The sequence below is a fragment of the Stenotrophomonas indicatrix genome, from assembly GCF_002750975.1.
Taxonomy (GTDB): domain Bacteria; phylum Pseudomonadota; class Gammaproteobacteria; order Xanthomonadales; family Xanthomonadaceae; genus Stenotrophomonas; species Stenotrophomonas indicatrix.
This window is the reverse complement of the sequence record NZ_PEJS01000001.1, coordinates 3,338,504-3,362,045: the sequence shown is the minus strand read 5'-3', so window position 1 is coordinate 3,362,045 and position 23,542 is coordinate 3,338,504. Positions and strand designations below refer to the sequence as shown.

Annotated in this window: 19 protein-coding genes; 6 read left to right on the top strand and 13 right to left on the bottom strand. The window is 67.4% G+C overall.

Features of this window, described 5'->3' with window-relative positions:
• Positions 1-89: 89 nt before the first annotated feature.
• Positions 90-1,007, bottom strand: coding sequence for an LpxL/LpxP family Kdo(2)-lipid IV(A) lauroyl/palmitoleoyl acyltransferase (locus CR918_RS15470; RefSeq protein ID WP_099843598.1), 918 nt, complete (start codon positions 1,005-1,007; stop codon positions 90-92).
• A 60-nt stretch (positions 1,008-1,067) separates the two neighbouring features.
• On the opposite strand from CR918_RS15470, the gene waaA reads away from it, so the two are divergent.
• Both waaA and CR918_RS15460 read left to right on the top strand, forming a co-directional pair.
• Positions 1,068-2,366 (top strand): lipid IV(A) 3-deoxy-D-manno-octulosonic acid transferase, encoded by a 1,299-nt coding sequence (waaA, locus tag CR918_RS15465; RefSeq protein ID WP_099843596.1) that lies wholly within the window; start codon positions 1,068-1,070, stop codon positions 2,364-2,366.
• A gap of 235 nt (positions 2,367-2,601) precedes the next feature.
• A complete protein-coding gene (locus CR918_RS15460) occupies positions 2,602-3,930 on the top strand; it encodes an amino acid transporter (RefSeq protein WP_243379117.1) in 1,329 nt (442 codons plus the stop codon).
• A gap of 86 nt (positions 3,931-4,016) precedes the next feature.
• Here CR918_RS15460 and CR918_RS15455 read toward each other — a convergent pair whose 3' ends face one another.
• From CR918_RS15455 to CR918_RS15445, 3 genes are all read right to left on the bottom strand, one after another.
• A complete protein-coding gene (locus CR918_RS15455) occupies positions 4,017-5,375 on the bottom strand; it encodes a TolC family outer membrane protein (RefSeq protein ID WP_025874136.1) in 1,359 nt (452 codons plus the stop codon).
• A gap of 16 nt (positions 5,376-5,391) precedes the next feature.
• Complete coding sequence (locus tag CR918_RS15450) at positions 5,392-6,039, bottom strand: protein-L-isoaspartate O-methyltransferase family protein (protein ID WP_032975442.1); 648 nt, start codon at positions 6,037-6,039, stop codon at positions 5,392-5,394.
• Positions 6,040-6,175: 136 nt separating this feature from the next.
• A complete protein-coding gene (locus tag CR918_RS15445; protein ID WP_099843594.1) occupies positions 6,176-6,856 on the bottom strand; it encodes a TetR/AcrR family transcriptional regulator in 681 nt (226 codons plus the stop codon).
• Positions 6,857-6,979: 123 nt separating this feature from the next.
• Here CR918_RS15445 and CR918_RS15440 point away from each other — a divergent pair, with 123 nt between their 5' ends.
• Complete coding sequence (locus CR918_RS15440; RefSeq protein WP_099843592.1) at positions 6,980-8,116, top strand: efflux RND transporter periplasmic adaptor subunit; 1,137 nt, start codon at positions 6,980-6,982, stop codon at positions 8,114-8,116.
• A gap of 3 nt (positions 8,117-8,119) precedes the next feature.
• On the top strand, positions 8,120-11,281 hold the full coding sequence (locus CR918_RS15435; RefSeq protein WP_025874140.1) for an efflux RND transporter permease subunit: 3,162 nt from the start codon (positions 8,120-8,122) through the stop codon (positions 11,279-11,281).
• Positions 11,282-11,848: 567 nt separating this feature from the next.
• Here the strand turns inward: CR918_RS15435 and CR918_RS15430 are convergent.
• A complete protein-coding gene (locus tag CR918_RS15430) occupies positions 11,849-12,757 on the bottom strand; it encodes a LysR family transcriptional regulator (RefSeq protein ID WP_099843590.1) in 909 nt (302 codons plus the stop codon).
• Between the two features lie 116 nt (positions 12,758-12,873).
• On the opposite strand from CR918_RS15430, the gene CR918_RS15425 reads away from it, so the two are divergent.
• Positions 12,874-13,647, top strand: coding sequence for an SDR family oxidoreductase (locus tag CR918_RS15425; protein WP_049465737.1), 774 nt, complete (start codon positions 12,874-12,876; stop codon positions 13,645-13,647).
• Between the two features lie 117 nt (positions 13,648-13,764).
• Positions 13,765-14,838, top strand: a complete 1,074-nt coding sequence (locus tag CR918_RS15420) for a hypothetical protein (protein ID WP_099843588.1) — start codon at positions 13,765-13,767, stop codon at positions 14,836-14,838.
• A gap of 62 nt (positions 14,839-14,900) precedes the next feature.
• On the opposite strand, the gene leuB is transcribed toward CR918_RS15420, so the two are convergent.
• The 8 genes from leuB to ilvG form a co-directional block, all read right to left on the bottom strand.
• The gene (leuB, locus tag CR918_RS15415) at positions 14,901-15,962 is read right to left on the bottom strand and encodes a 3-isopropylmalate dehydrogenase (protein WP_099843586.1); all 1,062 of its coding nucleotides are present in this window, start codon (positions 15,960-15,962) and stop codon (positions 14,901-14,903) included.
• Positions 15,952-16,530, bottom strand: coding sequence for a 3-isopropylmalate dehydratase small subunit (gene leuD / locus CR918_RS15410; protein WP_032977269.1), 579 nt, complete (start codon positions 16,528-16,530; stop codon positions 15,952-15,954). The genes leuB and leuD overlap by 11 nt, the downstream gene beginning before the upstream one ends.
• A complete protein-coding gene (gene leuC, locus CR918_RS15405) occupies positions 16,530-17,948 on the bottom strand; it encodes a 3-isopropylmalate dehydratase large subunit (RefSeq protein WP_025874146.1) in 1,419 nt (472 codons plus the stop codon). Before leuC ends, leuD begins: the two co-directional genes overlap by 1 nt.
• 59 nt (positions 17,949-18,007) lie before the next feature.
• Complete coding sequence (locus CR918_RS15400) at positions 18,008-18,787, bottom strand: class I SAM-dependent methyltransferase (RefSeq protein WP_099843584.1); 780 nt, start codon at positions 18,785-18,787, stop codon at positions 18,008-18,010.
• A 10-nt stretch (positions 18,788-18,797) separates the two neighbouring features.
• The gene (locus tag CR918_RS15395; RefSeq protein ID WP_099843582.1) at positions 18,798-20,384 is read right to left on the bottom strand and encodes a 2-isopropylmalate synthase; all 1,587 of its coding nucleotides are present in this window, start codon (positions 20,382-20,384) and stop codon (positions 18,798-18,800) included.
• Entirely contained in the window at positions 20,381-21,472 is a 1,092-nt protein-coding gene (locus CR918_RS15390; protein ID WP_025874149.1) for a threonine dehydratase, read from the bottom strand. The genes CR918_RS15395 and CR918_RS15390 overlap by 4 nt, the downstream gene beginning before the upstream one ends.
• Positions 21,473-21,568: 96 nt before the next feature.
• On the bottom strand, positions 21,569-21,820 hold the full coding sequence (locus tag CR918_RS15385) for an ACT domain-containing protein (RefSeq protein WP_099843581.1): 252 nt from the start codon (positions 21,818-21,820) through the stop codon (positions 21,569-21,571).
• Complete coding sequence (ilvG, locus tag CR918_RS15380; protein ID WP_059065039.1) at positions 21,804-23,540, bottom strand: acetolactate synthase 2 catalytic subunit; 1,737 nt, start codon at positions 23,538-23,540, stop codon at positions 21,804-21,806. The genes CR918_RS15385 and ilvG overlap by 17 nt, the downstream gene beginning before the upstream one ends.
• Positions 23,541-23,542 lie beyond the last annotated feature (2 nt).

Sequence of the window (23,542 nt, the reverse complement as noted above, 5' to 3'; positions counted from 1 at the left end):
GAACATCCACGCATGGCGTGGATCTACTGATCGGCATTCCCAGTAGATCCACGCCATGCGTGGATGGGACGTTCCTTCCCTGCCACCCGTCACTTGTAGAAATCGCTGCGCCCACCGGGCTGGCGCTTGAAGCGGCGATGGATCCACAGGTACTGGTCCGGTGCCTCGCGCACCATCTGCTCGATGGCCTGGTTGACCCGCGTGGTATCGGCTTCGACGTCCTCGCTGGGGAAATTCTCCAGCGGCGCGCCGATCTTCAGGAAGTACTTCCCGCCTTCGCGGCGATGGAAGTAGGGGATGACCGCACAACCGGTCATCCGCGCCAGCTGGTGGGTGGCGGTGATGGTGGAGGCAGTGTGGCCGAAGAACGGCACGAACACGGTGTCCTTGCCGCGCATGTCCTGGTCGGGTGCGTACCAGAGGAAGCCGCCCTTTTTCAGGTGGCGCACCGTCGCGCGGATGTCCTCGTTGGCGTACATCGCCTTGGCATAGCGCAGGCGGCCGAACTTCACCGCCCACTCGTACACCGGGTTCTTGTGCTTGCGGTACATGCCCGACAGGTCGACGTGGTCGCACAGCAGGCGGCCGCACATCTCCAGGGTCATGAAGTGGCCCGAGACCAGCAGCACGCCGCGGCCTTCGGCCTGCATCTGCTTGAGATGTTCCAGCCCTTCGATGTGCACCTGCGGACGGATGCTGTCGATGCTGCCCCACCAGGAACGCGCGCATTCGAAGATGCCCACACCCAAGGCGTCGAAGCTGTCGCGCACCAGGCGCTTGCGCCAGGCCTCGTCCTTCTCGGGGAAGCACAGCTTGAGGTTGACCTCGGCGGCATGGCGGCGGCTGCCGGCCAGGCGCCAGGCGATCGAGCCGACCCCGCGGCCCAGCACGCGCTGCAGCGTCCACGGCAGCCGGGCGATCCCGAAGGCAGTGAACATGACGGCAAACATCGGCCAGTTGCGTGGATCACGCAGCGACGGACGGACGGCGGTGGTGGCATCGGACATGCCGCCATTCTACCAACCCGGCCGCGTGTCTTTCCCGGGGGGCTCCCGTATCCTTGCCGCATGCGTAAAGACCCTGTCGAATGGATCCTGCGTGGCCTGTACTCGGCCGTGCTGTACCTCCTGCTGCCGATCACCGTGTACCACCTGGTCTGGCGCGGCTTCCGGGTCCGTGAATACTTCCGGCGCTGGGATGAACGCTATGCGTCCTATCCGCAGCCCAGCGGCCAGCCCCGGGTCTGGCTGCATGCGGTCTCGGTGGGCGAGGTCAACGCCGCTGCGCCGCTGGTCAATGCGCTGCGCGCGCAGCGGCCGGACATCCGCTGGGTCATCACCACCATCACCCCGACCGGCTCGGAACGGGTGCGCGCGCTGTGGGGCGATGCGCTGGACCATGTGTACCTGCCGTACGACGTGCCGGGCAGCGTCAACCGCTTCCTGGGGCACTTCCAGCCCAGCCTGGCGCTGATCCTGGAAACCGAGCTGTGGCCGAACATGCTGTTCGGCTGCCGCGACCGTCGCATTCCGGTGTACATCCTCAATGCGCGCCTGTCGGCCCGATCGCTGCGCGGCTACCGCGTGCTGGCGGCGTTGATCCGGCGTGCGCTGCGTACGGTCACCTGCGTGGCCGCACAGTCGCAGGATGACGCTGCGCGGTTCGTGCAGCTGGGCGCGGCGCCGGAACAGGTGCAGGCACTGGGCAACCTGAAGTTCGACATCGCCACGCCGGACGTGCAGCCCTTCATCGAACAGTTCCATGCCCATGTGCCGGCCACGCGCCCGGTGTGGATCGCGGCCAGCACGCATGATGGTGAAGAGCAGGCAGTGATCGACCTGCACCGCCGCCTGCGCCAGCAGCATCCGGACCTGCTGCTGCTGTGGGCACCGCGGCATCCGGAGCGCTTCCCCAAGGTGGAGGCGCTGGCCCGCGAGCAGGGCTGGAACGTGTCGACGCGGCGCGCACAGCAGTGGCCGGACGCGCGTAGCGATGTCTTCGTCATCGACACGCTGGGCGAACTGATGCCGTTCTATGGCTGTGCGCAGGTGGCCTTCGTCGGTGGCAGCCTGCAGGCCATCGGCGGCCACAACCTGCTGGAACCGGCAGCGATGGGCACCGCAGCGGTGACCGGCCGGCATCTGCACAACTTCGCCGAGATCTCGCGGCGCATGCGCGAGGCCGGTGCACTGCTGATCGGCGAAGACGTGCAGGCGGTGGGTGATCTGCTGCTGCACCTGCTCGACGACGTGCAGGCGCGCGAAGACATGGCCCGCGCCGGTTGCACGCTGGTCAGCAATGGCCGCGGCGCGCTGCAGCGGACCCTGCAGCTGGTGGCTCCACACCTGCCGCCGCCGCTGGCCTGAGCCCCCGCCTGTCGCCATCAGGTGTTTCAAGGGCGCCCCGCCTTTGCGCTGTCGTGAACGCCTGCATCAAGCCTGCTTGATGGTGGTGAATCTGTCGTAGCTGGACCGCTCGCGCCGACCACGGCGTGCAAGCTGTCACATCATCGTTCGTATGGCGCAGATTCCGATTCCGCTTACCGCGTCAGGCTGCCAGCCTGTTGTCGACCACGCTTGGGCGACATCAAGGGAGCTTTGAATGATCGGTGACAACGGAGGCGCGCTGCACGCCAGCGCGAAGCCCGGGAGGCTGGGCACCGACCATCTGCTGGTGGTGGCGCTGACCCTGCTGTTGGGCGGCAGCGTTGTCGCCCTGGTCGGGCAGCACACGGCGGCACAGGCGGGGCCCGCCATTGTCCTCAGCCTGTTGCTGGCGGCGTTGGGCGCAGTGCCGATGCTGTATTGCCTGCGCATGGCGATGCGGCGCCTGCCGGATGCTTCGGGTCTGCATGGTCTGCTGCGTGCCGCCTGGGGCAGGCTGCCTGCCGACGTACTGGTGATTGCCCTGCTGCTGGAACTGACGGCGACCATCGCAGGGCTGGCGCAATCGATGGCGCGTCATCTGTACGCAGCCGCCGAGGTCATCGACGCCGCACCCGGGCAGTGGCTGCCCTTGCCGCTGGCGGCGGCGATCCTGGTGCTGCTGCTGGGGGCTGCCACTGCAGTGCTGCGGACGCCGCGCGCGCTGTTGTTGGCCAGTGCACTGTTGACGGTGAAGCTGGGCGTGGGCCTGCTGCTGTTGTTGCTGGCAGCACGCCATGTGCACTACGCGCATTGGATTCCGTGGCTGCCATCGGCTACCGCGCCCTATCGCTTCGGGTTGGGTGGCGTGCTGGCAGCGGGCGTGGCATTGCTCGGCGTCCTGCTGGGTGCAGGTCTGCTGGCAGGGTTTTCCGGGCGGGTGCCGCGCCCTCGTTCGCAGGTTTCCAGAGCCGCTGGCGCAGCGGTGCTGATGGCGATGTTGTGGCTGATGGTATTGGCTGCGCTGCAGTCGGGCCTCGTCGAGTTTGCCGCGTTGGCCAGCACGCGGCCGCTGTCGGTGGCGTTGCAGGGGATCCCGCAGCTGCAGTGGTTGCTGCCACTGTTGCCGTTGGCGGGCGGCGCGGGGCTGGCGGCCCTGCAGTTGGTGCTGCTGCTGTTGGCCGCGCGGCTGGGGGTGGAAGTCTGGCCGCCGAAGTCCGGCGAAGTGGGTACCGGTGCGCCTTTGCTGCTGACGCTGACGCTGGCGCTGACCGTGCTGTCGGCGGCGTTGGCGCTGTCGCTGCCGGAGGGGTGGCTTCCACAGCTGCCGGGGCCTGCAGGCCTGCTGGTCCTGGCCGCCGTGTGCCTCGGCGTTGCCCGCAGCCAGTGGCAGGTGCGGGCCGCGGCCGGCGAACGGCGGCTGATCCCGATGCTGCTCTCCCCAGTGGCAACCGCACTGTGCCTGTTGCCGGCAGCCACGTCGCGGCTGTTTCTACCGGTGCTGGTGGTGCTGGCGGTCGTGTTGGCAGGCGTCCTGTTGCGTCGGCGCGCCGGGCGTTCGCGCTAGCGCACCCCCCCACACCGCAGGCCACCTGCAATCAATAAAAAAGCCACCCTCGCGGGTGGCTTTCTGACCAGGCCGGCCGCGCCGACTCAGTTCGTGGTCGTCGACGGGTTGCCCGCGTCCTGGGTCAGCAGGCGGTTGATGTCCTGCAGTTCGGCGACATCCAGGCCACCCACGGCCTGGCTCAGCAGCAGGCGGTTCTGCAGGAAGTTGTAGCGGGCCTGCGCGTAATCCAGCTGTGCCGAGAACAGGATGCGCTGGTTCTGGATCACGTCCAGCACGGTGCGGGTACCCACTTCCAGGCCAACCTGCGAGGCATCGTAGGCGCTCTGCGCGGAAACCACGGCCAAACGGCGCGCTTCCACTTCGCTGATGCCCTGCACCAGGGTCTGGTAGGCATTGCGGGTGTTGCGGTCCAGCGCGCGCTTCTGCTGCTCGAAACCGTCCTGGGCGATGTCACGCTGGGCCAGCGCCTGGCGCACGCCGGACTGGGTGGCGCCGCCGGAGAAGATCGGCACGCTCAGGGTCAGGCCGATGCTGTTGGTGCGTGCATCGGGGGAGAGCGAACCGGCGCCGACGCTGTCGCCCCAGGTTGCGCTCTTGCCCCAGCTGCCGCCCAGCGACAGGGTCGGGTAGTGACCGCCACGGGCGGCCTGCACGCCGGCTTCGGCGGCACCGACCTTCAGCTCCTGCGCCTTCAGCGCCGGATTCTGCGTGGTCGCCTGCTGCACCAGCTGGTCCAGGTTGCCGCGGTTGGCCGGCACTTCCGGACGGAAATCGGCCGGCAGGCCCTTCAGGTTGACCACCGGCTGGCCGGTCAGTTCGGTCAGGGCCTGGTAGTTATCGGCCAGGGTGTTCTGCGCAACGATGGTGTTGGCGCGCGCCTGGTCGTACTGGGCGCGTGCTTCATGCACGTCGGTGATCGGCGCCAGGCCCACTTCCAGGCGCTTGTCGGCGAAGTCGAACTGCTTCTTCGCGGCCGCTTCATTGGTCTGTGCGGCGTTCAGCGATTCGATCGCCACCAGCACGTTGAAGTAGGCCGCCGAGGTGCGCACGATCAGATTGTCGTTGGCCGAGTCGAGGGTGAAATCAGCCGCCTTGCTCAGCTCGCGCTGCGAGCGCAGGTTGTTGATCTGCGTCCAGTTGAACAGCGTCTGCGAACCGTCGATCGTGTAGTTGCGGCGCTTGCTGGTGACCGTGCCGGAGTTGGCGTCATGGTCGGCTTCGGTGCGGGTGCGGCTCAACTGGGCCTGGCCATTGATCTGCGGCAGCAGGGCAGCACGCGCCTGCACGGCGCCTTCCTTGTCGTACAGCCGGGTGGATTCGGCGGCGGACAGCTGCGGGTCACCATTGCGCGCCATTTCATAGACCTGCAGCAGGTCGGCGGCATGGGCGGACAACGGCAGCAGGGCAGTGGCCAGCGCAACAGCGAGGGATCGGCGGATCATTGCGGCTTCCTTGGACTCAGAGGTGGAACTGGGGGGCCGGGGCGGCACCACGCAGGTAATCGATATCGGTCTCGAACAGCGACTCGGTGCTGCCATCGGCCTTCACCAGCAGTGCTTCCATTGCCGGCGAACGGCCCTGGATGACATACAGGCGACCACCCGGACGCAACCACGAAGCAAACTGTGACGGCACCACGTCGACGGCGCCAGTGACACAGATCACGTCGAAGCGGCGTTCGGTCTGCCAGGCCAGGCCATCGGCCACTTCCACGCGCACGTTGGTGCCCAGGCCGGTGGCATCCAGGCGGGCGCGCGCAGCGGCGGCCAGTTCCGGGTCGATTTCCAGGCTCAGCACGTCGCGCGCCAGCGCGCCGATGCAGGCCGACAGGAAGCCGCTGCCGGTGCCGATTTCCAGCACTTCGTCACCCGGCTGCAGATCCAGTGCCTGCAGGGTACGGCCCTCGATGACCGGCTTCATCATCTTCTGGCCGTTGCCGATCGGCAGTTCGACATCGGCATAGGCCAGCGCCCGGTGCGCGTCGGCGACGAAGGCCTCGCGCGGCAGGCGGGCCAGGACGTCGAGCACCTTGATGTCCAGCACGTCCCAGGGACGGATCTGCTGTTCCACCATCAGTTCGCGGGCGTGGGCGTAATCAATCGTCATGAGGTTCAAATCCAGCGCAGTGGGCCGGCCATTTTACCGGTGCCGGGGGCCGGCGGCGCGCCCAGAGCATCAGCTGCGGGGTGGCCGGGGTCGCAGTGCCGGAAGTCATCGCGACCTCCGGTTCGTTCAGTTTTGGTTATCCAGCATTCCCAGCCCCCCGCGGCGCGTAGGCGCGCAGGAAGAAATCCACACTGGCGGCCACATGGATCGCAGCATCGGTCTCGACGGGGGACAGTGGCATGCCGCACATCATATGCATGTGCACTTCGCCCTTCACCAGGGTCAGGAACTGCTGGCCGGCGATGTAGCAGTCGGGGATATCCAGTTCGCCGCGCTCGGCACGCGAACGCATGAAGTCGGCCAGTGCCTCGCAGGTGCGTTGCGGGCCCGCCTGCCAGAACAGTTCGCGCAGGCGCTCGTCGGTCTCCGGCGCCATCATCATCCGCTGGATCGACAGGGCCGCGTCGGAGGTGATCATCTCGAAGAACGCCATGCCGATGCCCAGCAACTGGTCACGCAGGGGGCCTTCGACGTCGGCCACGAACAGCGCGTCGGGCAGCATCTCGATGCACTTGGACTGCACAGCTTCGGAGAACAGGGTCTCTTTGTCGCCGAAATGGCTGTAAACGGTCAGCTTCGAGACGCCGGCCTGGGCAGCAATGCTGTCCATGCTCACGCCGCTGTAGCCCTGTTCGATGAACAGTGTCTTGGCTGCCTCGAGTATTGCCGCGCGCTTGCCCAGATCCTTGGGGCGCCCGGGACCGGCAGCCTTGGCAGCGGGCTTGGCCGTCGGCTTTCGGGAAGTGGAAGAACTCATTCCGCTAATACTAGACCAAGCGGTTCGATATTTATACTATACCGGCTGGTTCACTAATGTCCGCGTTGCAACAGTATGTTGCCGGCGCGTTCCCCCCGGATTTCTTTTCAGGTCCTGTACCTCATGAAAAACATGCGTTGGTTGGGCGTAGGCGTACTGGTCGTGGTGTTGGCAGCGTGCGGCAAGCAGGCCGCCGAGCCGGCGGCGGCCATCCCGGTGCTGGTGGTGCATCCCACCACGCAGGATGGACAGGCCGCGGCCGCCTACCCCGGCGAGGTGCGTGCCCGCCAGGAAAGCCCACTCTCGTTCCGGGTTGGCGGCAACCTGGTCAAGCGCCTCGTCGACGCAGGCGAGCGGGTGAAGAAGGGCCAGCTGCTGGCCGAACTGGATGCGGCCGACTACGCCTCGCAGGCGGCGGCGTCGCAGGCGCAGCTGGCGGCGGCGGAAGCAGACCTGGTGCGCGCGCGCGATGACCAGAAGCGCTATGCCAAGCTGGCGGAAGACCAACTGGTGAGCCGCTCGGCACTGGACCAGCAGACGGCGGCATTCAAGGCTGCACAGGGCCAGGCCAACGCCGCCCGGGCCAACCTCGCCGTGGCCCGCAACCAGGCCGAGTACGCGCAGCTGCGCGCACCCGCCGATGGCGTGATCGCCAGCCGCCAGGCCGAAGCCGGGCAGGTCGTGAGCGCGGGGCAGACGGTGTTCACCCTGGCCGCCGATGGTGGCCGTGAGGTGCTGATCGCGCTGCCGGAAAGCAGCATCCGCGACTACAAGGTCGGCCAGTCGGTGCAGGTGGAACTGTGGAACCGTCCGGGCCAGCTGCTGCCGGGCACCCTGCGCGAGATCGCCCCGGCCGCCGATGCACAGGCGCGCACCTATGCCACGCGCGTGAGCCTGGCGCCGGAAGCACTGAGCGAAGTGGAACTGGGCCAGAGTGCGCGGGTGTTTGCCACCGCCGGGCGCAGTGGTGCGTTGCAGCTGCCGCTGGCGGCTGTACTGCGCGGCAGTGATGGCAAGGCCAGCGTGTGGGTGGTCAATCCGTCCAACGGTGCATTGAAGGCAACGCCGGTGCAGGTGGGTGCCTACGGCGCGCAGGCTGTGCCGGTCGTGTCCGGCGTGGGCGCGACGGACTGGGTGGTCGCTGCCGGCGGCCATCTGCTGCGCGAAGGCCAGGTGGTGACGCCGGTCGACCGCCAGAACCGCCCGGTGCTGGCACCGTCGGCCGCCAAGCCGGCGCCGGCCGCAGACAAGGGGCACTGACCCGTGCGCCGCTTCAATCTCTCCGAATGGGCGCTGGGCAACCGTGCGCTGGTGTTGTTCGCGATGCTGGCGTTCGCCGTCATCGGTGCCTGGTCGTACAAGCACCTGGGCCAGTCCGAAGATCCGCCCTTCACCTTCAAGGCGATGGTGGTACGCACGATGTGGCCGGGCGCCACCGCCGAGCAGGTCTCGCGGCAGGTGACCGAGCCGATCGAAAAAGCGCTGATGAACACCGGCGAGTACGAATTCATCCGTTCGTACTCGCGGCCGGGCGAATCGCAGGTGATCTTCATGGCGCGCGACAGCCTGCGCTCCAAGCAGATTCCGGACCTGTGGTACCAGGTGCGCAAGCGCGTGGGCGATATCCGCGCGACGCTGCCGAGGGAGATCGTCGGGCCCTTCTACAACGATGAGTTCGGCGACACCTTCGGCAACATCTATGCGTTGACCGGCGAAGGCTTCGACTACGCGGTGATGCGCGACTATGCCGACCGCATCCAGCTGGAGCTGCAGCGCGTGCCCGACGTCGGCAAGATCGACCTGGTCGGCCTGCAGGACGAGAAGGTGTGGATCGAGCTGTCCAACACCAAGCTGGCCACGCTGGGCGTATCGCTGCAACAGGTGCAGCAGGCGCTGGCCGACCAGAACGCGGTCAGCGCCACCAGCTTCTTCGAAACCCCGACCGACCGCGTGCAGCTGCGCGTGACCGGTCAGTTCGATTCGATCGAGGACATCCGCAAATTCCCGATCCAGGCCGGCGAACGCACGCTGCATCTGGGCGACATCGCCGAGGTCAAGCGTGGCTTTGCCGATCCGGCCTCGCCGAAGATGCGCTTCATGGGCCAGGATGCGATCGGCCTGGCGGTGGCGATGAAGGACGGCGGTGACATCCTCAAGCTCGGTGCCACCCTGGATGCCGAGTTCGAACGCCTGCAGAAGACTCTGCCGGCCGGTATGCAGCTGCGCAAGGTGTCCGACCAGCCGCATGCGGTGGAAGAGTCGGTGGGCGAGTTCGTGCAGGTGCTCACCGAAGCGGTGGTGATCGTGCTGCTGGTCAGCTTCTTCTCGCTGGGCCTGCGTACCGGCCTGGTGGTGGGCGTGACCATCCCGCTGGTGCTGGCGATGACCTTCTTCGTCATGCACTACTTCGATATCGGCCTGCACAAGATTTCGCTGGGTGCACTGGTGCTGGCACTGGGCCTGCTGGTGGACGATGCGATCATCGCGGTGGAGATGATGGCCACCAAGATGGAGCAGGGCTACGACCGCCTGCGCGCGGCCAGTTTCGCCTGGGAATCCACCGCCTTCCCGATGTTGACCGGCACCCTGATCACTGCCGCTGGCTTCCTGCCCATCGCCACGGCGGCATCCAGCACGGGTGAGTACACCCGTTCGCTGTTCCAGGTGGTGACCATCGCGCTGGTGGTGTCGTGGATCGCGGCAGTGCTGTTCATCCCGTACCTGGGTGACAAGATGCTGCCGGACCTGTTCAACCCGCAGCTGCCGAAGCCGGACAGCCTGGCCGGCCGCTGGCGCGCCAAGCGCCTGCAGTGGGCCGACCGGCATCCGTCACTCGCGCGCTGGATCGCACCGAAGGAGCATGCGCACGATCATGATCCGTACCAGCGGCCGTTCTACACGCGCTTCCGGGCGTTCCTGGATACCTGCCTGCGCCATCGCTGGTGGGTGATCGCTGCGACCATTGCCCTGTTCATCGGTTCGCTGATGCTGTTCCGCTTCGTGCCACAGCAGTTCTTCCCCGACTCGACCCGCCCGGAACTCATGGTGGACATCGAGCTGGCCGAAGGTGCGTCGCTGGCCGCGACCCAGGCACAGGCCGACAAGCTGGAGAAGCTGCTGAAGGGGCGCGAAGGCATCAGCAACTACGTGGCCTACGTCGGCACCGGTTCGCCGCGCTTCTACCTGCCGCTGGACCAGCAGCTGCCGGCCACCAACTTCGCCCAGTTCGTGGTGCTCACCGAAGACGCCAAGGCCCGCGAATCGACCCGCGACTGGATGCTGAAGGACGTGATCAGTCAGTTCCCGGATGTGCAGATGCGGGTGACGCGCCTGGAGAACGGGCCGCCGGTCGGTTATCCGGTGCAGATGCGCGTGTCCGGCGAGCACATCGCGCAGGTGCAGGCGATCGCGCGCCAGGTCGAGGCCAAGGTGCGCGAGAACCCGCACGTGATGAACGTGAACCTGGACTGGAGCGAGCCGAGCAAGGTGGTGCGGCTGGTGATCGACCAGGACCGCGCCCGCGCGCTGGGCGTCAGCAGTGCGCAGGTCAGCCAGTTCCTCAGCAGCTCGTTGTCGGGCATGAGCGTGAGCACCTATCGCGAAGGCAACCGCCAGATCGAGATGCTGCTGCGTGGCCCGGACAACGAGCGAGCGCAGCTGGACCTGCTCGGCAGCCTGGCGATTCCGACCAGCAGTGGTACCGCGGTGACGCTGTCGCAGGTCGCGCGGCTGGAATACGCCTTCGAGGACGGCATCATCTGGCACCGCAATCGCCTGCCGACGGTGACCGTGCGTGCCGACATCAGCGATGGCATGCAGCCGCTGGACGTGGTGCAGCAGATCGTGCCGACCCTGGATGGCATCCGTGCCGACCTGCCCAGCGGCTACCTGCTGGAGACCGGCGGCTCGGTGGAGGATTCGGCTCGCGGGCAGAACTCGATCAAGGCCGGCATGCCGTTGTTCCTGATCGTGGTGGCCACGTTGCTGATGCTGCAGCTGCGCAGCTTCTCGCGTGCGGCGATGGTGCTGGTGACCGCTCCGCTGGGCATCATCGGCGCGACGCTGTTCCTGTTGCTGTTCCGCGCGCCGTTCGGCTTCGTGGCGCTGCTGGGCACCATCGCGCTGGCGGGCATGATCATGCGCAACTCGGTGATCCTGATCGACCAGATCCAGCAGGACATCGATGCCGGGCATGACCGCTGGCATTCGATCATCGATGCGACGGTGCGGCGTTTCCGCCCGATCGTGCTGACTGCGCTGGCGGCGGTGCTGGCGATGATCCCGCTGTCGCGCAGCGCTTTCTATGGCTCGATGGCGATTTCGATCATGGGCGGTTTGATCGTGGGCACGGTGCTGACGCTGGTGTTCCTGCCGGCGCTGTATGCGGCGTGGTTCCGGGTCAAGCCGGACGAATCCGGGGCGTGATACCCCGGGTTTCCCGGCCACCGGGCTGAGCCCCCTCTGCGGTGGTGGGCAGAAGCGGGATTGCTTGTCCGGGCCGGGTGGGTGGGCTGTTCGGGGGACGCCGCAAGTACGTCCTTGTAGGCTTGGCAGCCGCATCCATGCGGCTGACACCCCCGCCCAGTCTACCCACCCACCGGCCCCTGACAGTTTCCTGTGGCCTGCACCGCAGGAAGAGAAAGAAGAAGAGCGAAAAGCAACAGCAACAGCCGCGTGCTGATGGTTGGGGTCGGATCCGTTTTCCATTGGAAAACGGATCCGACCCCTTCTTGCTTTCCGATACACCTCATCCACGCACGGCGTGGATCCACCAACCGTCATCGGGAAATTGTCGAAGGCGGGGAGGGGGCAGCTGGCGGGACCGTCCACGGCATGGATGCCGTGGCCGAGCCTACAGGGACGTACTTGCGGCGTGTCCCACCAGCTGCCCCCTCCCCGCCAACCAAGCAACAACCCAGAGCCGCTCCGGCTTTTGTAGTTGCTTTTGCAGTTGCAGTTGCCTCGGCGGGCGCCGGGCAGCCGCCCGGCCGATCACCCCTGCAACTGCAGCCGCTCACGCAGCAGCGGCACCAGCCAATCCAGGAACACCTGCACACGCTGCGCGCGATGCTGCCGGTGCGGCAGCAACAGGGTCACCGGCAGCGGCTGCGCCGCGTGCTGGGGCATCACTTCCACCAGTGCACCGGTTTGCAGTTCGGCCTGCACGTCGTAGCGTGGAATCTGCAGCAGTCCCAGCCCTGCTACGCAGCAGGCAATCGACGCCTCGGCGCTGTTCACCCGCACCCAGCCGGGCATCGGCAGCGTGCGCAGCTGCGCGCCGTCCTGCCATTCCCACGGCTCCACCCGCGCCGTGGTAGGCGACGCATAGTTCACCGCGCGGTGCTGCTGCAGGTCGGTGGGGTGCTGCGGTACGCCGTGCGCGTGCAGGTACGCTGGCGCGGCAACGTTGACGAAGTCCAGCTGGCCCAGTGTGCGGGCCACCAGACTGGAGTCACCCAGCTGCCCCACCCTCAGCACCGCATCGCAGCCGTCCTCGATCAGATTCACCGCGCGATCGGTCATGCCCAGGTCCAGCTCGACCTGGGGGTGCCGTGCGAAGAAGTCCGGCAGCGCGGGGGCGATGACGCGGCGGCCGATCCGGCTGGGTACATCGATCTTCAACAGGCCACTCGGCTGTGCGTCGTCCTGGCGGAACAGCGACTCGGCGTCTTCCACCTCGGCAATCAGGCGTAGGCAGCGAACATAGAACGTGTCGCCATCGTGGGTGGTGGAGACCCTGCGGGTGGAGCGCTGCAGCAGGCGCGTGCCCAGGCGCTGCTCGAGTTCCGCCACGGCCGCCGAGACGGTGGAGCGGGGCAGGCCGAGCTGGTCGGCGGCGCGGGTGAAGCTGGTGCACTCCACCACCCGGGCAAAGATGCGGAAACGCTCGATCCGGTCCATTGTTCGCCCGCTTTGGAAAGTTAAGTCAATGTTGCGGTCTTTATCCGCAATTTCTGCACGATATCGTCGTCGGCACAGGGTTGCCAGCCCGGCAGCCTCTTCCCGAGACCGATGCCATGACCGACCACCGTATCCAGGGCAAGACCGTGCTGATCGCCGGCGGTGCCAAGAACCTAGGCGGGCTGATCGCCCGCGACTTCGCCGAACAGGGCGCCAAGGCCATCGTCATCCACTACAACAGCGCCGCCACCCAGGCCGATGCCGAGGCGACCGTTGCGGCGGTGCAGGCCGCAGGTGCCAAGGCCGTGGCGTTGCAGGCCGATCTGACCTCGGCCGCTGCGATGGAGCGGCTGTTCGCCGACGCGGTCGCCGCCGTCGGTCGCCCCGACATCGCCATCAACACCGTCGGCAAAGTTCTGAAGAAGCCGATGCTGGACATCAGCGAAGCGGAGTACGACCAGATGAGCGCGGTCAATGCGAAGACGGCCTTCTTCTTCCTCAAGGAGGCAGGACGCCATGTCAACGACGGCGGCCGCATCTGCACGCTGGTCACGTCGCTGCTGGGCGCGTTCACGCCGTTCTATTCCAGCTACGCGGGCACCAAGGCGCCGGTGGAACACTTCACCCGCGCGGCATCGAAGGAGTTTGGCGAACGTGGAATCTCGGTGACCGCGATCGGCCCCGGGCCGATGGATACGCCGTTCTTCTATCCGGCCGAGAGTGCCGATGCGCAGGCGTATCACAAGACCGCCGCGGCGCTGTCGGCATTCACCCGTACCGGTCTGACCGACATCGCCGACATCGTGCCGTGGATCCGCTTCCTGGTGACCGACGGTTGGTGGATGACCGGGCAGACCATCCTGGTCAATGGCGGTTACACCACAAAGTAGAGGCACGCGAGGCTTGGGTTCGTGCAGCAGCATCCACGCCATGCGTGGATGCTGCTGGCTTCCAATCAGGGCGTTCACGGGCACAATAGCGGGCTGTCCCGGGGCCGGAGAGCCTGCATGTTCCCTCGCACGATCCGCGCTTGCGTGCTGATGCTGGTTGCCTGCTGCGGTCATGCCGATGCAGAGCCGGCTCAGACCGAGGCCCTGCGCTTCCAGCAGAACCTGCTCGCCGTGCTCGAATGCCGTGCCAGTGCAGATACCCGGCAGACCGTCGCCAGCACCCTGCGGGCGGCACGCTACGGCGATCCGGCCGGTCGCCCGTTGCATCTGCGTGACTGGCATTTCGAGCAGGCCGGAGACGCCGACGCTGCTTCGGTGACGGTCATCGATATGCCGGTGCCGTTGACCGTGCAGGGCGTCCGGACCCAGCGCGTTTTCGCAGGCGCGCAGGGGTTGTCCATTGCCATCGACGCTGCAGCGCGCGATCGCATCGTTGCCCGCCATGGCCTGCAGCTGCAGTCGAGCACGCTGCGTGAACCCTTTCGGGTGTGGACTGCACGACCGGTTGATGGCAACGCGTCGGCCGCGTCGATCATGGTGAGCAGCGATGGCGACGGCTATCGGTTGGGATGTACTGCCGCGGTTGCCAGCACGCAGGGAACGTTGCCACTGGATCGGCAGCAGCGTGCAGATGCCAATGACCTCACAGCGGCCATCGAGTGCCGTGCCGACGATGCGGCCCTGCGCCGCGTCGGGCGCTTGCTGCAGCAGGTGATGGAACAGCCGCAGAGCGAATGGCCGGCAGAGGTGCACGCAGTGTCGGCACCCACGCATGCGATCAACGGCACGGTACTTCCGGTCTTCCAGATCGAACTGCAGACGCCGCTGCAGATCCAGGGAATCACCACCGACAAGGTACTGGCCGCACCGGCCGGCCTGATCGCTGCAGACCTTGGCAGAATCAACGTCGCAGGCGTGTTGCTCGATGCCGGTCTGACAACTGCTCACCAGCAGGCCGGCGTGCAGGTCTGGCAACGCGAAGCGTCGCGCAGCGGCTTGCCTTCAGGCAGCATCCGAATCCATGAACGCATGGTGGCCAGAGCTGACGACGGCACTGTCCTGACCGGATGCAGCAGCTCGCAGATGCGCGCGGCCGCGAGCGATCCGCAGAGCGCGAACATCCCGCACTGAGTGAGTCAGTGCGGGATGCGCAGAGAGAACGGGTACCGGACGCCGTCCGGTACCCCGATCACTCATCCCAGTTTGGCCAGCACCGCGTCGGTGGCCGTCGCCGTGCTCACCGCGTGGCCCTTGGCGGCCAGGTCTGCGGTGAAAACGCCATCGTCCAGCACCGCGTGCACTGCCGCTTCCACTGCTGCTGCTTCGTCTTCCAGCCCCAGCGAATGGCGCAGCAGCATCGCCGCGCTGAAGATCGTCGCGTACGGGTTGGCGATGCCCTTGCCGGCGATGTCCGGTGCCGAGCCGTGGATCGGCTCGTAGATGCCCACCGCACCCGGCTCGCCCAGCGATGCCGATGGCAGCAGGCCCAGCGAACCGGCCAGCATCGAAGCCTCATCGGTGAGGATGTCGCCGAACATGTTCTCGGTCACGATCACGTCGTACTCGCGTGGCTTGGCCAGCAGATGCATCGCCATGGAATCGACCAGCTGGTGTTCCAGCGCCACGTCCGGGAATTCCTCGCGGCCGATGCGCGCGGCCACGTCACGCCACAGGCGTGAGGTTTCCAGCACGTTGGCCTTGTCCACCGACGTGACCTTGCCGCGACGCTGCTGCGCCAGCCGGAAGGCACTGCGCAGCACACGCTCGATCTCGGCCACGGTGTAGCGGCACAGATCGCTGGCGCTGTCGGTATCGCGGGTCTTGTCGCCGAAGTAGATGCCACCGGTCAGTTCGCGCACCACGACGAAGTCCACGCCCTGCAGCAGCTCGGCCTTGATCGGCGAGGCGTGCAGTGCGGCTTCATGGGTGCGCACCGGACGCAGGTTGGCATACAGGCCCAGCGCCTTGCGGATCGCCAGCAGGCCCTGTTCCGGGCGGACCTTGGCGTTCGGGTCGGACCACTTCGGCCCGCCCACGGCGCCCAGCAGCACAGCGTTGGCGGCCTGGCAGGCGGCCAGGGTCGACGCCGGCAGCGGTTCGCCGTGGCGGTCGATGGCGATGCCACCGAGGTCGTGCTCGCTGAAGGTGAAGGTGTGGTTGAAGCGCTTGGCGACGGTGTTCAGAACGGCGACCGCGGCGGCGGCCACTTCCGGGCCGATGCCATCACCGGGCAGGACAACAATTTCAGCGTGCATGCTCACTCTCGTAACGTTCGATTTCAGGGACACGGCCCAACAGATAACCCAGTTGATCGACGCCTTCCAGCAGGCAGGTCTGCGAGAAGCCGTCCAACGGGAAGGAGTAGACGCGGCCATCGGGCGTGCGCAGCTCGCGCGCCGCAACGTCGATGGTCAGCTCATCGTCAGGGCGCTGCATCAGCAGCTGCACGTCGGCCTCGTCCAGTACGATCGGCAGCAGGCCGTTCTTCAGCGAATTGCCGCGGAAGATGTCGGCGATCTCGCTGCTGACGATGGCACGCAGGCCGAGATCGGTCAGTGCCCACGGCGCATGCTCGCGCGATGAGCCGCAGCCGAAGTTGCGCCCGGCCAGCAGGATGCTGCGGCCGGCGTTGTGCGGTTGGTTGAAGGCGAAGTCCGCCACGGGCGAGCCATCGGCCTGCCAGCGCCAGTCGTTGAACGCATTGCGGCCCAGGCCAGCACGTTCGGTGGTGGACAGGAACCGCGCCGGAATGATCTGGTCGGTGTCGATGTTGGTCTGGCGCAGCACCACGCTGGCCGAGCTCAGGGTGCGGAAGCCGCTCATCAGGCCACCTCCTGGGCGAACAGCTCACGGGCATCGGCGACGTGGCCCTGCACCGCGGCCCAGGCAGCACTCATCGGCGAGGCCAGCAGCGTGCGCGAGCCCGGGCCCTGGCGGCCTTCGAAGTTGCGGTTGCTGGTGCTGACCGCCAGTTGGCCGGGGGCGACCAGGTCGCCATTCATGGCAATGCACATCGAACAGCCCGGCTCGCGCCATTCGGCACCGGCCGCGCGCACGATCTCATGGATGCCTTCGGCCTCGGCCTGGCGCTTGACGATTTCAGAACCAGGCACCACCAGCATGCGCACGCGCTCGGCGATGCGACGGCCACGCAGCACCTGTGCCACTTCGCGCATGTCGCTCAGCCGGCCATTGGTGCAGGAGCCGACGAACACCACGTCCACGGGCGTGCCGGCCAGCGTCTGTCCCGCCTGGAAGTGCATGTAATCCAGGCCCTTCTGCGCGGCGGCATCGTTGGCCGCCGGGATCGGCGCATCCACCGCGATGGCGGTGCCGGGGTGGGTACCCCAGGTCAGGGTCGGGCGGATATCGGCGGCATCGATGTGCACCTCGCTGTCGAAGCGCGCGCCTTCATCGCTGCGCAGCTGCGTCCAGCGGGCAACGGCAGCGTCGAAGTCGGCGCCCTTGGGGCCACGCGGCGTATTGGCGACGAAGTCGAATGTCACCTGGTCGGGAGCGACCATGCCGGCGCGTGCTCCGGCTTCGATCGACATGTTGCACAGGGTCATGCGCTGTTCCATGTCCATCGCTTCGATGGTGCTGCCGCGGAACTCGATCACGTGCCCGGTGCCACCATTGACGCCGATCACGCCGATGATGTGCAGGACCACGTCCTTGGCGCCGATACCCGGCGCGACCTTGCCATCGACGGTGATCGCCAGCGTCTTCGCCTTGCGCTGCAGCAGGCACTGCGTGGCCAGCACATGGCCGACTTCGCTGGTGCCGATGCCGAAGGCCAGCGACCCGAATGCGCCGTGGGTGGAGGTGTGGCTGTCGCCGCAGACGATGGTCATGCCCGGCTGGGTGAAGCCCTGTTCCGGTGCGATCACGTGGACGATGCCGCGGTTGTCCGAGGCCATGTCGAACAGTTCGATGCCGTGCTCGGCGCAGTTGCGCGCCAGCATCGCGACCTGTGCTTCGGAGGCGGCACTGGCGTAGGGCAGCGTACCGTCGGCAGCGGCCGGCAGGGTCGGCGTTGAATGATCCATCGTGGCCTTGGTCCGATCCGGACGGCGCGGCTTCAGGCCACGCTCGCGCAGCTCGGTGAAAGCCTGCGGCGAGGTCACTTCATGGATCAGGTGGAGGTCGATATACAGCACGGCGGGCGCGCTGTCGGTTTCTGGAACCACCACGTGGGCGTCCCACAGTTTGTCGTACAGGGTGCGGGGTGCGGAAGTCATGCGTTTGCCTGGCAGGAGTACGGAGTAACGGGCATCGAAGAGAAAGTAACAGGAGCAGGTCAGCGGCGCCGCGCGAGCACGCGCAGGCGCACGTAGTCGGCCAGCGGCTGGCAGGCGGCATTGCGCGGCAGGTCGGCCAGCAGGGCCGTGGCGGCATCGCGCACCGTGGCGCGCGCCTCGGCCGGCAGGTCGTCCAGCAGTGGAGCGGCGAATACCCGCAGCCAGCCGGCAACGCCGGTCGGCAGCGCGGTCGGTCGCGGCAGGCATTCGATCAGCTGCACCTGGAAGCCATGCTGGCGCAGGCGGTCTGCGTAGGCATCGGCAGTGGGGAAGTACCACTGGAATGTGCTGGCACCATGGCCATGGGCGACGCGTGCGGCCTGCACGGCGGCAGTGATCGTGGCCACGTTGCCATGGCCGCCGAACTCGGCGACCAAGCGCCCGCCGGGGCGCAGGGCGCGGCGCACGCCCTCCAGCACGCGATCCGGGTCGGGCATCCAATGCAGGGCTGCGTTGCTGAACACCGCATCGAACGCACCATCGAAGGCCAGCGCGTGGCCGTCCATCACCTGCGCATCGACGCCCCGCGCACGCGCGGCGATCACCATTTCCGGCGAGGCATCGACGCCCTGCATATGTGCGCCGCTGAGGGCCAGCTCGGTGGTGAGCAGGCCATCGCCACAACCCAGGTCGAGAATGCGTTCTCCGGCACGCGCATCGAGCAGGCGCGCTACGGCGCCACCGAGGCGCGGCACGAAGCCGGCATCGATCGCATAGTCCTGGGCATTCCACTGCTGGCCAGCGCTGCTGGTGGTGGTTGCGGTGTCGAAGGCGCTCATCTCACATTCCTCAGGCAGTGGCGGTGGCAGGTGATTCAGCACTGATGCCGGCGTTGGCCTGGCGCTGGCGCAGCAGGCGGTTGGCCACGTCCAGCCAGGCCAGCGCGGACGCTTCGATGATGTCCTTGCTGGTACCGGTGCCGTCGTACTCCACGCCCTCGTGGCGCACGCTCAGGTTGGCCTCGCCACGCGCGTCGGCGCCGATGCCGACGCTGTGCACGTGGTAGCTGTCCAGCATCAGCTGCACGCCGGTGGCGGCCGACAACGCGCCGAACAGCGCATCGACGGGGCCGTCGCCCTGCGCGGTCTCGGCCACGCGGTTGCCGTCCGGGTCGGACAATTCGACCAGCGCGTTGGCGCGGCTGCCGACATCGCTGATGGTCATCGAAGCCAGACGGTAGCCCTGGGCATTGGAACCGCCCTGCATCAGCGTCTGCAGGTCGGCATCGGTGACAACACGCTGCTGCTCGCACAGTCCCTTGAACTGCTCGAACACCAGCTTCAGCTCGTCTTCTTCCAGCCAGAAGCCCAGTGCGCGCAGGCGTGCTTCGACGGCAGCGCGGCCACTGTGGCGGCCCAGCACCATCTGCGAATCTTCCCAGCCCACGTCTTCCGGACGCATGATTTCGTAGGTGCCGCGGTGACGCAGCATGCCGTGCTGATGGATGCCCGACTCATGGGCGAAGGCATTGGCACCCACGATGGCCTTGTTGCGCTGTACCGGCATGCCGACCAGGCGCTGCAGCAGCTGCGAGGTGCCGACGATGCGCGGGGTGTCGATGGCGGTGTCCTGCTCGTAGAAAGCCTGGCGCACCTTCAGCACCATCGCGATCTCTTCCAGCGAGCAGTTGCCGGCGCGCTCACCGATGCCGTTGACGGTGCATTCGACCTGGCGCGCGCCGCCTTCGATGGCGGCCAGCGAGTTGGCCACGGCCAGGCCCAGGTCGTTGTGGCAGTGGGCGCTGAAGATCACGTTGGCTGCGTTCGGCACATCGGCGACGCCAGCGATGACCTGCTGGAACATCGTGCGGATCTCTTCCGGCGTGGTGAAGCCGACGGTGTCGGGCAGGTTGATGGTGGTGGCGCCGGCAGCGATCGCCACGCGCGAGACCTCGATCAGGTAGTCCAGTTCGGTGCGGGTGGCGTCCTCGGCGGAGAACTCCACGTCATCGATGTAGGAGCGGGCCAGCGCTACGTGCCTGCGTACCGATTCCAGTACCTGCTCGCGGGTCATCCGCAGCTTGTGCTCACGGTGCAGCGGGCTGGTCGACAGGAATACATGCAGGCGCGGGTTGGCAGCGGCTTCCAGCGCACGCGCCGAGGTTTCGATGTCGGCCTGCAGGCAGCGCGACAGCACCGCCAGGCTCAGGCTCGGGCGGCGCAGTTCGCGGCCGATCAGGGCCATCGCTTCGCGGTCGGACTGCGAGCTGGCCGGGAAGCCGGTCTCGATGATGTCCACGCCCAGTTCGTCCAGCGCACGCGCCATCACCAGCTTCTGCGGCGGGCTCATGCTGCAGCCGGGGGACTGCTCGCCGTCACGCAGGGTGGTGTCGAAGATGCGGATGCGCGGGGTGGTAATTCGTTCGATGGTGGTCACAGGGAAATCTCCTCGACAGCGGGTGCGACGGCTTGCAGGGGGGAAGGGGAAGGCGTGGGAAAAGCGGTGGCGGTCGCCTTGCCGGGCGAGCGCGGGGTTTCTGCCCGGCGTCGGCGCGGCTTGCGTGGCGGGCGTGGGCGGATGTCGGTGAGCAGGCCGGCGAGCACGCCGGCGTCGATGTTGCCACCGGAGACGACCGCGCACTTGCGGCGCCCGGCGACGCGACGGCCGGCGGCCAGTGCCAGCGCACCGGCGCCTTCGGCGATGATGTGTTCTTCCAGTGCCAGCCGCACCAGGGTCTCGCGCAGCTCGGCTTCGCGCACGATCACCACATCGTCCAGCAGCGAGGTACACAGGCGACGGGTCAGGAAACCGGGGATCTTCACCCGCACGCCATCGGCCAGCGACGGCACAGGATTGATCTCGCGCACGTCGCCGCGGATCGCGCGGGCCATCGAATCGACTCCCTCGACCTGCGCGCCGACGATGCGCACGCCCTGCGACTTCAGCGCCAGGGCTACGCCGGATGCCAGGCCGCCACCGCCGATCGGTACGATCACCACGTCCGGCGCGTGTGCGGCCAGCTCGATGCCGACGGTGCCCTGGCCGGCGATGACATCGGCATCATCGAAGGCGGACAGGAAGCGGTAGCCATGACGCTGCGCCAGTTCGACGGCGAACGCATAGGCCTCGTCATAGCTGTTGCCGTGCTGGCGCACCGTTGCACCCCAATGGGCGACGCCAGCGATCTTGGTGGCCGGTGCGCCATGCGGCATCACGGTGATGGCCGGCACATCCAGGCGATAGGCGGCCCAGGCCACGCCCTGGGCATGGTTGCCGGCCGAGGCGCAGATCACCGGCCGGGTATCGCCACGTTCGCGGGCGGCCAGCAGGGCATTGAGCGCGCCGCGCACCTTGTACGAGCCGGTGCGCTGCAGGTTTTCCAGCTTCAGCCAGGTGCCGAAGCGCTCGGCATGATGCAGCGGCGTGGGCGGCAGGAAGCGGCGCAGGCGGGCCTGCGCAGCCAGTACGTCGGCAACGGTTACGTCGCCGACATCGCTTTCCTTGCTGGCGTCAGCGGCCGGCATGGGCCACCAGCAGGGTGTTGCCGACCACCGCATGCGGGCACGGGCGGCGAAGAAGACGCCTCCGTACCGGCACCGTGTTGCATACGGTACGGGCGTTCATGCGGATGCTCCTTCCAGTGCGGTCATCTGCACCGAAACGCAGTCGTAGATCTTTTCCATCTGCCGGCACAGCGTTTCCGGCGGGCGCTGGCTGTCCACCACCAGTTGCAGGTGCCAACGGCCATCATCGGCGGCCATCGGCGCACCGGTGATCGCGCGCGGCGCGAAACCGCGGCGTTCGGCCATGCCGATCACGCGCAGCAGCGCGCCCTCGGCCGGTTGCAGCACCAGGTCAAGCCGGTATTGCATTGGGGATCTCCTGGCGTGCATGTGCAGGGTTGCTTTCCAGCATGGTGCTGTTGGCGGTATTGGGCGGTACCAGCGGCCACACGTTCGCGCGTGCATCGATGGCCACGTGCAGCAGGGCCGGGCCGGGTTCGGCCAGCAGCGCGGCCAGGCCACCTTCGACGTCATCACGTGCGTCGATGCGCGTGGCCGCGATGCCGAACACCTTGGCCAGGGCGACGAAGTCCGGGTTGTCGGACAGGTCGATCTCGCTGTAACGCTCGGCAAAGAACAGTTCCTGCCACTGCCGCACCATGCCCAGCGAACTGTTGTCCAGCAGGATGATCTTCACCGGCAGGCGGCAGCGGGCGATGGTCGCCAGCTCCTGCACGTTCATCATGAAGCTGCCATCGCCGGAGACCAGCACCACCGTGCGCTCGGGGCAGGCGAACTGCGCGCCCATCGCCGCCGGCAGGCCGAAGCCCATCGTGCCCAGTGCACCGCTGGTCAGGTGGTTGCGCGGATGAGTGAAGCGGCAGTGCTGCGCAACCCACATCTGGTGCTGGCCGACGTCGCAGGCGACCACCGTATCGGCCGGCGCCAGTTCGCTCAGGCGCTTCAGCAGCGCCGGGGCGTAGATGTGCTGGCCGGGTGCGTCGTAGCGCGCGGCGAAGCGATCGCGATGCTGGGCGCAGCGCTTGCGCCATGCGTCCTGGTGGGCCTTGGGGGAGGGGAAGGCCGCACGCAGGGCGCGGATGGCGTGGCCGACGTTGCCGGGCACGGCGACATCAGCGCTGCGCAGCTTGGAGATCTCGTACGCATCGGCATCGATGTGCACCACGCGGGCAAACGGTGCGAACTCGGCCAGCTTGCCGGTCGCCCGATCATCGAAGCGCGCACCCAGCACCAGCAGCAGATCGCTTTCCTGCACGGCCATGTTCGCCGCGCGGGTGCCGTGCATGCCCAGCATGCCCAGCGACTGCGGGTGCTGGGGAGGCAGCGCGCCCAGCCCACGCAGGGTCATCACGGTGGGGATGGCGCTGGCTTCGACGAATTCGCGCAGGTCCTGCACGGCATCGCCCAGGGCGATGCCACCACCGGCGTAGACCACCGGCTTCTCGGCCGCCGCCAGAGCCGCGATGGCCTCGGCGATGGCCGCGTCGGCCGGGGCCGGCGGCGGTTCCACATTGGCCGGCACATGCGCCGGCAGGTGGCTGGCATCGGCCAGCTGCACGTCCTTGGGCAGATCGATCAGCACCGGGCCGGGACGGCCTTCGCGGGCGATGCGGAAAGCATCGGCCACCACGCGCGGCAGGTCATCGACGCTGCGCACCAGCCAGCTGTGCTTGACGATCGGCATCGTCAGGCCGAACACGTCCAGTTCCTGGAACGCATCGGTGCCCAGCAGCGGCGTGGCGACCTGGCCGGTGATGCAGACCATCGGCACCGAATCGAGCATCGCATCGGCGATGCCGGTGACCAGGTTCGACGCGCCCGGACCGGAGGTCGCCACGCAGACGCCGACCTGGCCACTGGCGCGCGCAAAGCCGTTGGCGGCCAGTGCCGCGCCCTGCTCATGGCGCACCAGGATGTGCTTCAGCGACGAATCCACCAGCGCGTCGTAGAACGGCATGATGGTGCCGCCCGGATAGCCGAACAGCGTACGGACACCCTCGGCCTCCAGCGCCTGGGTCAGCCAGCGCGCGCCGTTGGGCGGCGCGCTGCGGTGTGTGGGAGAGTTCATGG

Coding starts and splice junctions, on each gene's coding strand:
- CR918_RS15470 (WP_099843598.1), bottom strand. CDS start 1,007: ATGTCCGATGCCACCACCGCCGTCCGTCCGTCGCTGCGTGATCCACGC.
- waaA (WP_099843596.1), top strand. CDS start 1,068: ATGCGTAAAGACCCTGTCGAATGGATCCTGCGTGGCCTGTACTCGGCC.
- CR918_RS15460 (WP_243379117.1), top strand. CDS start 2,602: ATGATCGGTGACAACGGAGGCGCGCTGCACGCCAGCGCGAAGCCCGGG.
- CR918_RS15455 (WP_025874136.1), bottom strand. CDS start 5,375: ATGATCCGCCGATCCCTCGCTGTTGCGCTGGCCACTGCCCTGCTGCCG.
- CR918_RS15450 (WP_032975442.1), bottom strand. CDS start 6,039: ATGACGATTGATTACGCCCACGCCCGCGAACTGATGGTGGAACAGCAG.
- CR918_RS15445 (WP_099843594.1), bottom strand. CDS start 6,856: ATGAGTTCTTCCACTTCCCGAAAGCCGACGGCCAAGCCCGCTGCCAAG.
- CR918_RS15440 (WP_099843592.1), top strand. CDS start 6,980: ATGAAAAACATGCGTTGGTTGGGCGTAGGCGTACTGGTCGTGGTGTTG.
- CR918_RS15430 (WP_099843590.1), bottom strand. CDS start 12,757: ATGGACCGGATCGAGCGTTTCCGCATCTTTGCCCGGGTGGTGGAGTGC.
- CR918_RS15425 (WP_049465737.1), top strand. CDS start 12,874: ATGACCGACCACCGTATCCAGGGCAAGACCGTGCTGATCGCCGGCGGT.
- CR918_RS15420 (WP_099843588.1), top strand. CDS start 13,765: ATGTTCCCTCGCACGATCCGCGCTTGCGTGCTGATGCTGGTTGCCTGC.
- leuB (WP_099843586.1), bottom strand. CDS start 15,962: ATGCACGCTGAAATTGTTGTCCTGCCCGGTGATGGCATCGGCCCGGAA.
- leuD (WP_032977269.1), bottom strand. CDS start 16,530: ATGAGCGGCTTCCGCACCCTGAGCTCGGCCAGCGTGGTGCTGCGCCAG.
- leuC (WP_025874146.1), bottom strand. CDS start 17,948: ATGACTTCCGCACCCCGCACCCTGTACGACAAACTGTGGGACGCCCAC.
- CR918_RS15400 (WP_099843584.1), bottom strand. CDS start 18,787: ATGAGCGCCTTCGACACCGCAACCACCACCAGCAGCGCTGGCCAGCAG.
- CR918_RS15390 (WP_025874149.1), bottom strand. CDS start 21,472: ATGCCGGCCGCTGACGCCAGCAAGGAAAGCGATGTCGGCGACGTAACC.
- CR918_RS15385 (WP_099843581.1), bottom strand. CDS start 21,820: ATGCAATACCGGCTTGACCTGGTGCTGCAACCGGCCGAGGGCGCGCTG.
- ilvG (WP_059065039.1), bottom strand. CDS start 23,540: ATGAACTCTCCCACACACCGCAGCGCGCCGCCCAACGGCGCGCGCTGG.